General features: G+C 57.7%; 15 protein-coding genes. 5 read left to right on the top strand and 10 right to left on the bottom strand.

The features are described 5' to 3' along the window. Nucleotides 1-307: 307 nt before the first annotated feature. The 3 genes from nrfD (PCAL_RS07940) to PCAL_RS07950 are packed head-to-tail and all read right to left on the bottom strand — an operon-like array spanning nt 308 to nt 4,205. Nucleotides 308-1,180 (bottom strand): NrfD/PsrC family molybdoenzyme membrane anchor subunit, encoded by an 873-nt coding sequence (gene nrfD, locus PCAL_RS07940; RefSeq protein ID WP_011850175.1) that lies wholly within the window; start codon nt 1,178-1,180, stop codon nt 308-310. Beyond that, nucleotides 1,177-1,740, bottom strand: a complete 564-nt coding sequence (locus PCAL_RS07945; RefSeq protein WP_011850176.1) for a 4Fe-4S dicluster domain-containing protein — start codon at nt 1,738-1,740, stop codon at nt 1,177-1,179. The genes nrfD (PCAL_RS07940) and PCAL_RS07945 overlap by 4 nt, the downstream gene beginning before the upstream one ends. Continuing rightward, nucleotides 1,737-4,205, bottom strand: a complete 2,469-nt coding sequence (locus PCAL_RS07950) for a molybdopterin-dependent oxidoreductase (protein ID WP_193322627.1) — start codon at nt 4,203-4,205, stop codon at nt 1,737-1,739. The genes PCAL_RS07945 and PCAL_RS07950 overlap by 4 nt, the downstream gene beginning before the upstream one ends. 71 nt (nt 4,206-4,276) lie before the next feature. On the opposite strand from PCAL_RS07950, the gene PCAL_RS11705 reads away from it, so the two are divergent. The 3 genes from PCAL_RS11705 to PCAL_RS07960 are packed head-to-tail and all read left to right on the top strand — an operon-like array spanning nt 4,277 to nt 5,334. Then, nucleotides 4,277-4,432 carry a HEPN domain-containing protein gene (locus PCAL_RS11705; protein ID WP_264317705.1) on the top strand — a complete coding sequence of 52 codons (156 nt, stop codon included), beginning with the start codon at nt 4,277-4,279 and terminating at the stop codon, nt 4,430-4,432. Further along, nucleotides 4,416-4,685 carry a HEPN domain-containing protein gene (locus tag PCAL_RS07955; RefSeq protein WP_264317719.1) on the top strand — a complete coding sequence of 90 codons (270 nt, stop codon included), beginning with the start codon at nt 4,416-4,418 and terminating at the stop codon, nt 4,683-4,685. The genes PCAL_RS11705 and PCAL_RS07955 overlap by 17 nt, the downstream gene beginning before the upstream one ends. After that, nucleotides 4,663-5,334 carry a nucleotidyltransferase domain-containing protein gene (locus tag PCAL_RS07960; protein ID WP_193322628.1) on the top strand — a complete coding sequence of 224 codons (672 nt, stop codon included), beginning with the start codon at nt 4,663-4,665 and terminating at the stop codon, nt 5,332-5,334. Before PCAL_RS07955 ends, PCAL_RS07960 begins: the two co-directional genes overlap by 23 nt. On the opposite strand, the gene PCAL_RS07965 is transcribed toward PCAL_RS07960, so the two are convergent. After that, complete coding sequence (locus PCAL_RS07965; RefSeq protein ID WP_193322629.1) at nt 5,272-5,433, bottom strand: hypothetical protein; 162 nt, start codon at nt 5,431-5,433, stop codon at nt 5,272-5,274. The genes PCAL_RS07960 and PCAL_RS07965 overlap by 63 nt on opposite strands. 202 nt (nt 5,434-5,635) lie before the next feature. Next, entirely contained in the window at nt 5,636-6,544 is a 909-nt protein-coding gene (locus PCAL_RS07970; protein ID WP_011850180.1) for a fumarylacetoacetate hydrolase family protein, read from the bottom strand. A gap of 46 nt (nt 6,545-6,590) precedes the next feature. Here PCAL_RS07970 and panB point away from each other — a divergent pair, with 46 nt between their 5' ends. Next, complete coding sequence (gene panB / locus PCAL_RS07975) at nt 6,591-7,388, top strand: 3-methyl-2-oxobutanoate hydroxymethyltransferase (RefSeq protein WP_011850181.1); 798 nt, start codon at nt 6,591-6,593, stop codon at nt 7,386-7,388. 26 nt (nt 7,389-7,414) lie between these two features. Continuing rightward, complete coding sequence (locus tag PCAL_RS07980; RefSeq protein WP_011850182.1) at nt 7,415-7,909, top strand: PaREP1 family protein; 495 nt, start codon at nt 7,415-7,417, stop codon at nt 7,907-7,909. Here the strand turns inward: PCAL_RS07980 and nrfD (PCAL_RS07985) are convergent. From nrfD (PCAL_RS07985) to PCAL_RS08005, 5 genes are all read right to left on the bottom strand, one after another. Then, nucleotides 7,880-8,710 carry an NrfD/PsrC family molybdoenzyme membrane anchor subunit gene (gene nrfD / locus PCAL_RS07985; protein WP_011850183.1) on the bottom strand — a complete coding sequence of 277 codons (831 nt, stop codon included), beginning with the start codon at nt 8,708-8,710 and terminating at the stop codon, nt 7,880-7,882. The genes PCAL_RS07980 and nrfD (PCAL_RS07985) overlap by 30 nt on opposite strands. After that, the gene (locus PCAL_RS07990) at nt 8,707-9,396 is read right to left on the bottom strand and encodes a 4Fe-4S dicluster domain-containing protein (protein WP_011850184.1); all 690 of its coding nucleotides are present in this window, start codon (nt 9,394-9,396) and stop codon (nt 8,707-8,709) included. The genes nrfD (PCAL_RS07985) and PCAL_RS07990 overlap by 4 nt, the downstream gene beginning before the upstream one ends. Then, nucleotides 9,393-12,569 carry a molybdopterin-containing oxidoreductase family protein gene (locus tag PCAL_RS07995; protein ID WP_011850185.1) on the bottom strand — a complete coding sequence of 1,059 codons (3,177 nt, stop codon included), beginning with the start codon at nt 12,567-12,569 and terminating at the stop codon, nt 9,393-9,395. The genes PCAL_RS07990 and PCAL_RS07995 overlap by 4 nt, the downstream gene beginning before the upstream one ends. A 91-nt stretch (nt 12,570-12,660) precedes the next feature. Continuing rightward, on the bottom strand, nt 12,661-13,098 hold the full coding sequence (locus tag PCAL_RS08000) for a hypothetical protein (RefSeq protein ID WP_011850186.1): 438 nt from the start codon (nt 13,096-13,098) through the stop codon (nt 12,661-12,663). 30 nt (nt 13,099-13,128) lie between these two features. Next, a complete protein-coding gene (locus PCAL_RS08005; protein WP_011850187.1) occupies nt 13,129-13,695 on the bottom strand; it encodes a hypothetical protein in 567 nt (188 codons plus the stop codon). Between the last annotated feature and the right edge of the window lie 2 nt (nt 13,696-13,697).

A 13,697-nucleotide genomic window follows, 5' to 3' on the forward strand; every position in this document is an offset into this window, starting at 1 on the left:
TGTCCAAACCATGTCTGCCATGTCGCCTATCGTAATTTTGTGGCATACGAGACAGCTGTATTTTGAGTGCGGCTTGCTTATATTGCCTATGTAGAATGACATTGTATGACATATTCCACATTGTACATTTACTGTTGGAGTATATACAAAAAATGCGTATAGGACCGGTATCGAAAAAATAAGTATCAATATGACAATTACGATGGCCTTTATTACTGACGCCTTTTTAATAGGCATTCTAAATTTCAACACAATGCTTCACAATCAGAAAAATATATGCCTTGTTATTCAAGATGTACACTTTGTATTACACTGGCGCTTCAAAAACTCCAGCTTGTAGTACTAATACCCTCAGCAGTAGGGCGCCTATTAGTGCCAGCAAGGCGGCTGTAGCGGCGAGGTATTTGTTCTCCCTCTTGGCGAGGTAGAGGCCTATGAATAATGGCGCCAATATCCCCAGCGCCACTACGCCTATCCAAAAAGGCGCGGCCAAATCGCCGTATGCCAAAGCCTCTGCGCTTGTCCTAGCCGCCCTACTGCCCCCGTAGAGGGCGAGGCTGACTAAGGCGAACACCGCCAGCAACTCCGCCGCGTCTAAGGCGAAGCCGTACCTCGTGGCGGCCTTTGACACAGCCTCTGAGTGCACCAACAGTTTGACCACCGCCGTTGCGCACACTGAGGCGCTTATTATCCACAGCACGGGTATCAGCGCCGTGTTCCAAAACGGCACCCCCGGCGCCGCGGCGATTAAGAACCCGCTGTATATTGTCACCGCAACTCCCACTAGCAGAAGCAGTGCGTCATACCACTTGGCGTCTACCAGCGGCCTCAACGCCCCGATCCCGGCGTGTCTCAGTGCCACTAAGAGAGTTAACACCAGCATTACCAACAGCAGGGCTATGCCCACGGCCATCCAGCTTCTCGTCCAGCCGAAGGTTCCGCCGAACACCGCGCTCATGATTGCCGAGGGCATATTCCACGGCCTAGACAAGTCTGCTACCACAAACACAAGCGCTAGCGCGAGGGAGATAAAGGTCACCCAGCTCAGCTCCCTCCTCTTCTCCTCTACGCCGCTCCACTTTAGCAATACGTAGGCCACGGCCGTCATTCCGCTAATGCCGGCTAGCCAGAGGAACGGCCCTATGAGCCAGGGGTTCCAAATCTCTTGAAACGCCGTCATGGCCCCACCACCACGAAGTACTTTGGCGAAGTGCCCTTTTCCTCAAGCAACCTAACGTAGCGGCTTCTCGCGAGCCTTCTAGAAATCTCAGACGTTGGGTCGTCTATGTCTCCAAACGCCCTGGCGCCCGCTGGGCACACCTCTACGCAGACCGGCCGGAGGCCGGCCTTTACTCTGCTTAAACACTCCTCGCCCATGCACTTCATGGGCAAGCCGGTCTCTTCGTCTAGCCACCTGGCCTCGTAGGGGCAGGCCACCATGCAGTACTTACAGCCGATGCAGAGGGCCGGGTTTATCTTGACGAGTCCGTCTACGTCTCTGTAAGAGGCGCCGGTGGGGCACACTGTGACGCAGGGCGCATTTTCGCAGTGCTGGCACTGGACTAGCAACAACATGGGCCTGGGCCCCTTCTCCACAGCGATTCTCTTTATATTGCTTCTAAGCCACCCCCACGTCTTGTTTTCGCCTGTGGAAGAGCGGTAGTTTGCGGCGTTGCACGCGGCTATACACGCGCCGCAGGCAATGCACCTGGACTGGTCCCAGAGGTGTGCCAGCCTCATAGTCTCCTCACCCGAACGCTTGCGTTTGTAGCAGCGCTACCGCTCACCGGCTCTAGCTTGCCGCTGGCAAACCACTCCGGATTGACGCCCTCGCGGAGGAACTCGTACTCGCCAGTGAGTAGCCTACTCGTCCTACCCCCAGCCATTGCGTATGTGAACAACACCCCTGGTCTAACGCGGTTTGTCACCTTTACCACGGCCTTCGCCTTAAACCCGTTGTCTAAGCCCTCTAGCTCCACCACGTCTCCGTCTTTGACGCCTAGCCGCTCGGCGTCGACGGGGTTCATCCACACAGTCCTATCCACGATCCACTTGGCGTTCTTCACCATGACCATGTGCGCGCTTATGATTTGATCCTTCCCGTTTACTAGGTAGAACTCGTCGGGGGCGCTTGGGACCTTGTACAGAGGCGGCCTCCAGTCGGGCAGTGGGTCTCTGTTGTACTGCAGAGCCCTCAGCGCGTAGATTTCCACTTTCCCGCTCGGAGTGCCCAGGGGCGTCTTATACGGCCTGGCCTCGTAAGACTTCTTCTTAAAGACGTAGAACCCCTTGGCCTTGAGCTCCTCCTCCAGCCTCGCAGGGTCTAGGTTCCACGCATTTGCCAGACTTATGATTACGGCCTTCTTAATGGCCTCTTCGTATTCCTCAAAGGCGTGTGGGTCTGCGTACTTCTCCGTGTAGCCCACGGCGGCGGCCTTCTCTGGGAAGGCCCTCCTGATGATCTCCATCAAGGCCCAGAAGGCGTTTCTCGCATCTACGCCGGGGGGCGGGTCGAGCACTTTCTCCGAGTAGACTACGCCCGCGTGTAGACTCCACTTCATAGTCCCCATCTCGCCGCGCTCGAGGAACATGAGGTCTGGCAGTACGTAGTCGCACCAATCCACGTGGTCTTGCGGCAGTATGTCTATGGCCACCACTAGCTCCAACTTGCTTAAGGCTTGCTTGAGCTTCTCCGTATTGACGTCTCTTGTGAAAGGCGCAGTGCCCACTATGAAGAGGGCCTTTATCGGGTAGGGCTTCTCAGTGATTATTGCGTCGAGCAATGCGTCAAAGACGCTGGTCGCAAGCGGGTATGCCACCTTGTCCACTCTTTGGGCCTTGGGCGCTGGGAGCTCTTGCGCGGTTATGCCCACGTCGCATACTTGGAATATCGTCACCACTTTCCCCGCCGCGGTGGTAACCGCGTTTGGGTACTTGGCGCTTTCTTGGAAGCAGAGGCCGCCTCTCTTGTCTATGTTGCCCACTAGGGCGTTTAAGATGAGGATTGCCATGTACAAGTCGAGCTCGTTGCCGTTTTTAGCGGCGTACCACCCGTCCTCTGCCACGCCCCTCGCCGTGGCGAACTCCACGGCAATTCTCCGAATATCGGCCGCGGGGACTCCGGTTATCTTCTCGGCCTCCTCTGGCGGATACTTAGCCGCCCTCTCGGCCAAGAGCTTAAACGCCGTCTTTACTCTGACCTCGCCCTGCGGCGTTTGAACAACGCCCTCGTAGTCCAGGGCCGGGTCTTGGGCCTTGTCATGTGGCACAAGGGACTTAGTCGCATTGTCGTAGACGAGGTAGGCCGAGCCTTCGCCGCCTAGGTCTTTCTCAGTGAGCGGCTTGCCGTCTGGCTTAATGAGGAACGGGGCGTTGGTGTACTTCTTTAAAAACGCGGCGTCGTAGAGGCCCCGGGTTATTATCACGTTTATGAGAGAGAGTACGAAGGCCGTGTCTGTGCCTGGGATTATGGGCACCCACTCCACCGAGGAGTAGGCCAAGTTGGGGGCCCTTGGGTCAACTACGACAATTTTCACCCCCCTCTCCCTAGCCTTGGCCACCTGCCTCACGAGGCCCATCGCGGCGTCTAAATTCCTCCCCACCAGGAGGATGTAAGTGGCGTTTTCATAGTCTGGGTCCACTGAGGGCGGGCCTCCTGCGCCTAGGACAAACCCCCTGGCCACGGTGGGGGCGTTGTGGCAAGTCCCCTCGTGCCCCACCACGTTGGGAGTCCCCAAGACGCTGGCTATGAAGGGCAGTATCCAAGAGTGTACGTCGTGTCTAGTGAAGGCGACGCTCTCTGGCCCGTACTTGTTCACTATGTCTCTGAGCTTCTGTGCAATTTCGTTCAACGCAGTGTCCCAGTCCACCTCTTGGAACTTCCCCTCTCCCCTGTTTCCAACGCGCTTTAGAGGCTTCTTCAGCCTGAGGGGGTGGTTCCAGAGCTGAAGCGCAGAGGCTGGGCGGAAGCACATGCCGGGCTGGGGGTGCTCCAGGTTGGGCAAGAGGTACATTCTGTCGCCTCTTTTGACAAAGATTAAGCCGCACGCTGCTCCACACGCGCCGCAGATCACAGGCGCTTTCACCTCCTCCGCGGCCGTCTTTTGTGCAGTTTGCTGAGCCGCCGATGTCAGCGTCAGCGGAAGCGCAGAAACAACGCCAACAGTAGCGGCGAGTTTGACGAAGTCTCTTCTCGAAATTTCCATGTTTCCATAGAATTTTATAGATATAAAACTCTTGTTATGAAAAGTGTACACTTGATATACATGTTGTACATATGGCAAAGCTTTTATTTCTCTCAGCCCCATGGCGCGTGGAGTCTTGGCTTAGGCGGGCCGCCAAGTTTAGGGAATATGCCCGCGAGGACTTACGCGCGGGGAGGTACGACTCCGCGGCGTTTTTTTGTGCAACAGTCGGTGGAGCTTGCGCTTAAGGCCCTTCTTATTAAGCTGACGGGCTCTAGGCCTCAGACCCACGCCACTGGCGACTTGCTTGAGCTTGTGGAAAAGGCGCTCGGCGTAACTTTTCCAGAGGACGTAAGGCGCTGCGCCGAGCTTTTAGAACAGCACTATATCCAGCCCCGCTGCCCAGAGGCGCGGCTCAGCGACTATAGGCGGTGGGAGGCTGAGGAGGCCGTGGAGTGTATGGAGAAGGTGTGGGCGCATGTCGTGGATAAGTATCGTTAGAGAGGTGGCCGAGGAGAAGAGGAGGAGAGCTGAGGAGCTTATTAAACGGCTGTGCGAGAGGGGCGGCGCAGTTCTGCTCTTCGGCTCTAGGGCTAGGGGAGAGGCGCACCTTCTCAGCGACTGGGACTTGGCGCTCATTGTGGCTGAGGGGGAGTACAGAGTGGAGAGCACTGGCGTTGGGCAACTCTTCATAGTCCCCCTCGACAAGTTGGACAACATCCTGGAGTTCAGTATGGTCGTATTGGACATATTCGCCGACGGGGTGTTGCTCTGCGGCGACGAATCGTTGTACAAGTCGGCGCTGGAGAGATTCAAACGCTACGTCGAGGAGAAGAGGCTTGTGAGAACTAGGCTGGGGGTGGATCCCCGCGTGGCTCTAAGACATAGCCTCTCCGCCGCGCGACCTGCGACCACGTCGGCCAGCTGTATGTCTGGCACCTTGTGCGACGGCTTGGCGACAAAGCGGGCGAATTTACCTATGTTGACCAGCCCCTCATCTACTACATACAGGTCGGCCTCCACGCTTTTTATAAGCCTGAGGAAGGCTTGTTCTAGGTCTTTCTTCGCCTATGTGAACGACCACATACTACGTGGGGTAATGCCTCACGATTTCCACGTACGCCTCCTCGCCGACGCCCATCCGCTTTAACACCCTCCACTTTAGCTCTTTGACTATGCCGTATCTCCGCTTGAGCGCTTCAACGAGGTCTAAGCCGCCGTGCATATAGCCAGCCACTTCTATTAGCACGCCGCCAACGGCATAATAACTGCAAGGTGTCCCGTGGCTACGACCCGATTTAGCTACTTATTGCGCACAAGGCTTATAATCTGTATAGAGTGTAGATTATGGCTGTGACGCCGGAGATGCGGCCCCGCGCTAGGGGCTGAGCACCGGCTAGCCGTATGCGGGCGGGTGTGCGGCCCCGGACGAGGGGCTAAGCACCGCCCAACTACTCTTCCACGACGTAGTTCCTAAGTCTCCCCACGCCCTCTACCTCTGCCTCTACCACGTCTCCCCCTCTCAGGTACTTGCCCTTTGAGTGCCCTACGCCCGGTGGGGTGCCTGTGAATATCATGTCGCCTGGCTTCAGCGTTATGCCTTGGGAGGCCCAGTGGATCAACTGTTGGACGTTGAAGATGAGGTCGGAGGTGTTGCCCTCCTGCTCCAACTGGCCGTTTACCCACAGCCTCAAGTCGAGGCGGTTGGGGTCGGGCACCTCGTCCCTAGTGACAATCCAAGGCCCCACCGGCGCCGCCGTGTCCATGGACTTGCCCCAAATCCAGTTCTGCCCATAGGGGTTTAGCTGATGGGGCCATCCCTCGGGGAACTGCCAGTCGCGGATAGACACGTCGTTGCCCACCGCGTAGCCAAAGACGTAGTCCAAGGCCTCCTCGGGCTGTATGTACTTCCCAGCTCTCCCAATGACGACGACCAGCTCCACTTCCCAGTCCACCTTCTGCGCCACCTTGTGTTTGATTATCCTCCCCTCGTGCCCCACCAGGGCGTTGGGGAACTTGGGGAAGAAGTAGGGCCTCTCAGGAGGCTTAAAGCCCATCTCTCTGCCGTGCGCTTTGTAGTTCACGGCTACTGCGAATATCTTCTCTGGGTCTGGCACCGGGGGCTCCCACAGAATGTCGCCGGGCGAGTAGTAGGGGCCCTTGGCCTTTGCCTCCAGCCTTCTCACGACCTCAAGCGCGGGCTCTCCCACGGCGATTAGCTTCCTCATGCTGTATAAAAAGTCGGGGGCTTCGTAGGCGCCGAAGACCTCCTTGTAGGCCTCTGGCAGATCTAGCACTTTCCCGTTTTTCCAAAGCCCAACCTTGGCCACGCCCCCCTTTCTAAACGTCAACAGCCTCATATGAGCGAGATGTCCCAAGTTTATAAATATAGAAGATTTCTGCCACATGGAGAAGAGGAAGGTCACTATTAGACATTTTCTAGAGGCTAAGGGGTCTAGGAAGTTGGCCATGGTCACGGCTTACGACTACCCCACGGCCAGGCTTGTGGACGAGGCGGGGGTAGACGGAATCTTGGTGGGGGACTCTCTGGGCATGGTGGTGCTGGGCTATGAGAACACGCTCCGGGTCACTCTGAGGGACATGGTGGCCCACGTGGCTGCTGTGGCCCGCGCCAGGCCGAGGGCCCTCGTGGTGGCGGACATGCCGTTTATGACCTACGAGACTGGGCCGAGGGACGCCCTTAGAGCGGCGGCGAAGCTCGTGAGGGCCGGTGCCGAGGCTGTGAAGCCGGAGGGGGGCGTGGAGATTGTGGACGTGGTGGAGAAGTTGACTAAGACGGGGGTGCCCGTGATGGGACACATTGGGCTTAACCCCCAGCGCGTTTTGACCCTGGGCGGATTCAGAATGGTAGGGAAAGATGAGGAGGCCAGGAGGAAGGTGTTGGAAGACGCCAAGGCTTTGCAAGAGGCAGGCGCCTTCGCCCTAGTAGTGGAGTTCGTCCCTGCCTCTCTGGCTAAGGAGGTTACAGAGGCTGTGAAGATACCCACCATATGCATAGGCGCGGGGCCTCACTGCGATGGGCAAATCCTCGTGTTACACGACATAATCGGCTTGTCTGAGAAGCCGCCGAGTTTTGCAAAGCGATACGCCGACGTGGCCTCGATAATTAGAGAGGCCGTGGCTAAATACGTGGCAGAGGTGCGGGAGGGGAAGTTCCCGACCCCCGAGCACTACCGCCCATAACTTTTTTACCAGGAGTTGGACAATACGTGCTTCCGAAGTCTCTGTTAGAGGAGGCCAAGAGGAGAGGCGTCGACCTTGTGGAAGTGGTTGCTAAGGCCCTTTCTCTCGACCCGCCAGCCATCGCCGAGGCGCACCTGGAGCTGGCCGAGCGCTTCTTGGAGGAGGGAAGGGGGCTAGTGGATAAAGACCCTGTGCAGGCCAGCGAGAAGTTGTACAAGGCGGCTGTAGAGGCCGTGAAGGCGGCGGCAGTGTTGTTGGGCCTTGAGGAGGCGGAGAGGGCAAGGGAGGCAGGCAGGTGGACCGCGGCGCTTCTCTTCAGCGCAGTAGAGAAGTTGGCTGAAAAGACGCAGAGGGAGGTTAGGTGGTGGTGGAGAACTGCGTGGGTATTGCACGTGGAGGGATTCCACGAGGCTAGGCTTAAGCCCACTGAAAAAGACGTAGAAGACGTGGAAAATTTAGTCAAGCTTGTGGGAAAACTGAAAAAAGGGGATTTAGGGGAAGTACCAGGCGCCGTTGGCTAAGAGGGCTAGTCTTATCAAGAATACCGCTATTATGGCTAAAGCGCCGCCAGCGGCTACTCCGAGCTTGTTTCTCGTCAACGCGCTGACGGCGGCTACGGCGGCTAGCACGACGCCGGCAGTGGAGGCGGGGTCTGCCATTGCCGCTGTTGCGCTGTAGGCCGCGGCGTAGGGGCCTATTGACGAGAGTTGGAGGTGTAACAGCCAAGTGAGAGCCATTAGTCCGCTTCCCGCCGCTATCCAGGGGCCTGTCTCCCTCTTGCCCACTAGCCCGTACAAACCGCTCCCGGCGGCGAGCCCCATGAAGAGCGCCAGCAGAGGCACGGCGGCGCTGTGCCAGAAGGCTATTCCCCGCTCATACGCCAAGACGAGCCCTGTGTAGATCGCGGCAAATACTCCGAAGGCGGCCATCAATGCCCCAAGCGCGTTCATCACAGCCCTACTGCGCCCCCACACGGCCACTTTGTCTAACGGCCTTATGAGCGGCAACGTGAACAGGAGGGACCAGAGTATGAGCAGGGATATCCCAGTGGCTCCCCACACCATCCAGCTAGAGAGGTTAGCACGTGGATTCACAAATGGGAATACCAACATGCCGGCTGTGGGCGGCTTTAACAGCTCGGAGGCCAGTATGCCCAGCGCGGCTGCCGGCAACACGACGCCGAGGACGCCGCCTAGGGCCGCCCACTTGGCCTCGCCTCTTCTCCACAGCACGTAGGCCCACACCACCGCGAAGCTGGCTATTGCTAACAACGTCATCTCCACAGCGACTGGTAGACCCCAGACCTCGTTGCGGACTATCATAGCCCCACGTAGTACACTCTTCCTCCAGTTCCAAGGTCTGGCCTTGCCAACTTGGCCTTGCCGCTTCTCACAAGCTCGGCAACTGGGTCGCTTGGGTCGTCCAAGTCGCCGAACATTCTAGACTTGGTGGGGCACACCTCCACACACGCCGGCGTCCACAGCTTCCCATCTCCGGCGTATCTGTGGTAGCAGAAGGTGCACTTGTCCACTGCGTCTACTCTAAACGCCCACTTGTTTGGCACAGGAGGCTTAAACATGACTCCGCCGTAGGCCTCGCCGGCCGCGGCCTCTTTCACAAGGGGCGCCTCCTCGGCCTCGCGCCACTCGTGGGGCTCTGGCCTATACCTAGACCCGTAGGGGCAGGCCACTATGCAGTAACCACAGCCGATGCACAGCTCCTTGTCCACCAACACGACGCCCTCCTCTGTCTTATACGTAGCGCCCGTTGGACACACCCTCTGACACGGCGTATTTTCACAGTGGTAGCACAGAGATGAGATAAACTTCCTCGCCGGCATATCTGACTCACGCCAATCCACCCAAGTCCTCAGTTTCACAGTCTGAGGCCTCCCCACGCTCTTTGGCCTAGCCGCAGTGAAGACTTGGCCGTGTTCAATTACACAAGCGGCTACGCAGGCGCGGCAGCCGACGCACTTGCCTACGTCTATGACGAATACCGGCCTCATACCCTCACCACCTCTACCACTGTGTTACCCATGGCCCCAGGCGTGCCCAATTTCCCAGCCATCATAGCGCCGAAGTAGTTGTCGTCGCTGTCCCCCGCCCTTATGTCGGCCAGCTTCGCCGCCTTGACCCTCAGCCGGCCCTTTGGCACAAGCCAGTAGTGGTATATGGCGATGATGTCCGGCCTAACCATGTTCGTCACCCTCACCTTGAACCTGGCCGTGGGGACGTTTTGGGCGCCCACGGCCTTTAATTGCTCAAGGACCTTGGGCGCCGCGGGCCTTACCTCAATCCAGTCCCCGTCCTTCACGCCGAGGGCCGCCGCGGTGGACGGGTGAATCCACGCAGTGAGGAGCTCGTCGGGCGTCAGAGTGTTTAGGAGCATGTTGTTCTGAGTGTGGCTGTGGGTGTGGGTATATGGCCCGTGGCGGTATACCAACAACAACCTCTTTGGCGGCTGCGGCGGGACGAGGCCGTTGACCTCGATGTCCGGCGTGGGAGGCGCCGTGGCCCACATGTAGTCTGGCCTAGCCATGCCCGCGTAGAGAGGCACTGGGGAGAACAGGGGGTCTACGCCGCTCTTTGTCCCTTCGAGGTCGGAGGGGTCTATAGACGTGGCTGGCTTGCCGAAGACTCTCGACACGTCGTAGGCCAAGTTTATGCTGTATATCTCCACTCTCCCACTCGGCGTGGGGAATGGCACAGTGCCCGCAGTGATGGGCGCATTGTAGTGTATAGTCCTCCACAGCCACTGCTCTAGAGATACGTCGTATTTCACGGGCTTGTACACGTGGACTCTCACCTTCACCTCCCTGCCGAGCGCCTGCGACCACCTCTCGTCTACAACTGTCTCTATCCGGCCCGTGGGCACGAGCACCATGTAGCCGCCCATCTTGTACAAGTCGTCCACCGTTGGAGCTCTCACGTTGCCCTGCTCGTCGACAATCCTAATCCTCCTAAACGTGGCGTTGATGAAGTTCCTCAGATTTGTTATTGGGAATATGCCGTCCTCTGTGATCATTCCCACGGGCATGTTCTGAGACCAGTCTGTCCCATCTCTCGCCTTGACGCCGAGCTGTTGCAACCGCCTCGCAATCATTAGCAAAACCTCGAATATTGTGCGCCCGTCCCTGGAGCGGTACTGCTTGTCCAACTCCCCCGGCTTAGCCCCCTGTTGTATCTTCGCCATGTACTCCTCGTAGTACCACGGGAATCTGACAGAGATGGCTGGGAACGGGGAGAACGGGCCGGGCAACGCCAAGTCCATCCTCTCGAGGTAGGGCAAGTCGGGGAGTATTAAGTCAGCGAAGGCCGTGGTGTCGTTGAACTGTATGTCGTGGACAATTACGAGGTCGAGCTCTCTGAAGATCTGTTCCACCAGCCTGGAGTTGCCTATCTGCGGTATTGGGTTAGAGCCTACGATGAACACAACCTTGGTCTTAAAGGGCTTGCCGTGTACCACGCTTTCGTACAGCGCCTGTACAGTGTCGTACGGGTAGAGGTAGCCCTTCTTCTCGGCCTCCTCGGCCCACTTCTCCACTAGGGCAGGGACGGGTGGGGCGCCTCTGTCGCTGGGGCCTGGCAGCGGAGGCGCCACTGGGATGACGTATATGCCGCCTAGGTTAGCTGAGACGTACTCGCTGAAGGTGGCCCCACGTATTGTCTTATACGGCACGTCCTTCCTAGTGTACTTAAGCACCTTGGTGTATATGTCGGAGTAGGGCATTATGAGGTGCGTCAACAGGAAGATGCCGCCTGGCTGCTGTATGCGGCCCAGCAGTGCCATTACTATCCCAACGGCTCTCCACGTCTGCGGCGAGTTGGAGTAGCGGGGGTCGTGCCAGCCGATGGGCGCCACGGCGCGGTGCTTGGCAACAATCTCCGCCGCCTTCCTCAAGTCTTCCACCGAGACGTCGGCCTCCTTTGCCGCAGCCTCCATGTAGTCGGCGACGCCGTGCTTCTTCGCGAGGGCGGCCAAGTTGGCGTCTACCCACTCCTTCAGGATGGTGAGCGCTGTCTTGACCTTCGCCGTGGTCCCGTCTTTTAGCTGTACCTCGTACTCGCCGAATAGGGCCGGCTTAGCCGCGGCGTTGTCTGGCGCAGGGGCGTTGGCGGCGGCGTCCCACACCACGTAGGCAAAGGCCTTGGGCTCAGATGCGCCGTACTTGGCCCAGTCTACCTCAGAGGCTAGGAGGGGTATCCCGTTGTCTAGCCTAATTAGGAAGGGGGCGTTGGTATATCTGACGAGGTAGGGCTCTGCGTAGTAGCCGTTGTCCAGTATGTACTTAATAAAGGCCAGGAGGACGGCGAGGTCTGTGCCCGGCTTAACCGGCAGCCAGACGTCTGCGTAGGAGGCGGTCTCGTCGAATACTGGGCTTAGCACCACGAGCTTGGCCCCCCTCTTCACGGCCTCCATGAAGCGCCACGTTTCTGTCACAACGCCGGCGCCTATGACGTTGCGCCGCACCACAAGTATGGCCTCCGCCTCGCCGTAGTCTACACACACGGTGTGGGCTTGGTGGCCGTGGCCCCACGTGAGCCAGTGGCCGAGGTAGCGGGGGTATGTGCAGTACGGGTTGTCAAAGGTTATTATCCCTCCGCCGAAGGTGTCGGCGAATCTAGAGATGGGGACTCCTGCCCTCATTGACGCCGTGGGGCCCCAGGCGCCGAAGAGGAACGTGAAGGCGTGCCTCTCGTTGTTGTCGGCGAGCTCCTTGAGCTTCTTCGCTATTATCTCAATGGCCGTGTTCCAGTCCACTTCTACAAAGTCGTCGTACTTCCCCCTGTTCTGTGAGAGCTGGCGCTTTGCCTCCTCCCAGCTGATCTTCCCCTGGGCCCAGTCCACCAGCGCCCTCCTGGCCATGGGCTTCTTTATGGCGTCTGGGTTAAGCCACGTACTAAACGTGCCCGAGACCCCCCTGGCGCATATCCCCATGGCGCTGGTGGGAGCGTTGGTGTTCGGCCTAATTCTCACCGGCTTCCCGTTCGCCACGTCTACATAGATGGCGCACTGCGCCATACACATCCCGCATATAGACGGCACCGAGGTGACCTTCACAGCGCTTGGCGCCTGTTGTCCCACCTGCTCCGCGGCCTTGATTAAAACACCGGCGACACCTCCAACAATGCCTATGGTAATACCAGCTTTAATTACATCACGCCTAGAGATAGACATGTGTTATACGAATGCTTTTATTTTTAAACGTTTGTATTAATAATGGACAAGAGTTAACACAGTATATGTCTATTGTACACCTGTGTACACTTTATATACACTCCACTTCGAGGAAGTCGCCCCGTTCTCTGCAATTGCACCCAACTCCGACGAAGAGGCCACAGAGCGTGGCCCTCATCTGGGGGTCGCTCACTCGGAAGAGGTTGTTCCCCACCCTGTATGCAGACATCACCTGGGGCCCCACGCATGTAACTACCTCGAAGAACTCCCTAGGCGTGTAGTACGCGCGGAGCAACATCCCAGCATTGACGCCGACTTCGTAGCCAGATCTGCCAGGCCCAACACTCCTAGTAATTCTGCAGATGTGTATTAGGTCAATGGGGTCAATGCCGTGGTCTACGGCGTCTATAAGCGCCTGTATCGCCGCCTCTACAACCTCGGAGGGCCTCCTCCCCACTTTTTTCACCTTTTGAGAAAACTCTTGGGCGAGGGCTTGGTCTACGGCCAGGCGGGCATAACGCTGAGGCATGTACTACCGTAGTACATCTAGATATAAAAATTATCCACAAGTAATCTCTGCTGTTATTACGTTTTTCTCCACGGCGATTTTTGGCTGACATTTCCATTGTCGTATGGCTTCTTCTGCGAATGTGGCTAGGCATTTTGCCGATTTTTCGCCGGGGGCTATGAAGACTATTCTCCACGTCTCTCCCCGGCGGGTGAAGCTTAGGCGGGCCGTTGGGAATAGGGCGAAGAACTGGGCCGCCGTCTGTACCAGCTCGGGGAATGTGAAGCGTGCAGAGGCCAGTTGGCCAAACCTTGCCCCCATCTCTCTCAGCGCCTTAGCCACGTCTCCGTCTTCACACACTCCCCACTTCTCGGCAAAGAGCTCCAAAAGCGGAAGAGGCACGGGGACGACGTCGAAGGCAAGGGCAAGCTCCACCAGCCTAAACATCTCTAAACCCCTAGAAGGAGAAATACCACGACGAAAAAGCTCCACAGCCAAGCGGAGGGCGTCTGAGGAAAACCTTATGAGAGAGAGTCTTTGGCTTTTTGCGAGGGCGGAGGCCTCCTTTGCCACGTCGCCTTCGACTGGTATCGTGGTTCTCGGCGTCTCTTCTTCCATGT

This window comes from Pyrobaculum calidifontis JCM 11548, from assembly GCF_000015805.1.
In the GTDB taxonomy this organism is placed as follows: Archaea; Thermoproteota; Thermoprotei; order Thermoproteales; family Thermoproteaceae; genus Pyrobaculum; species Pyrobaculum calidifontis.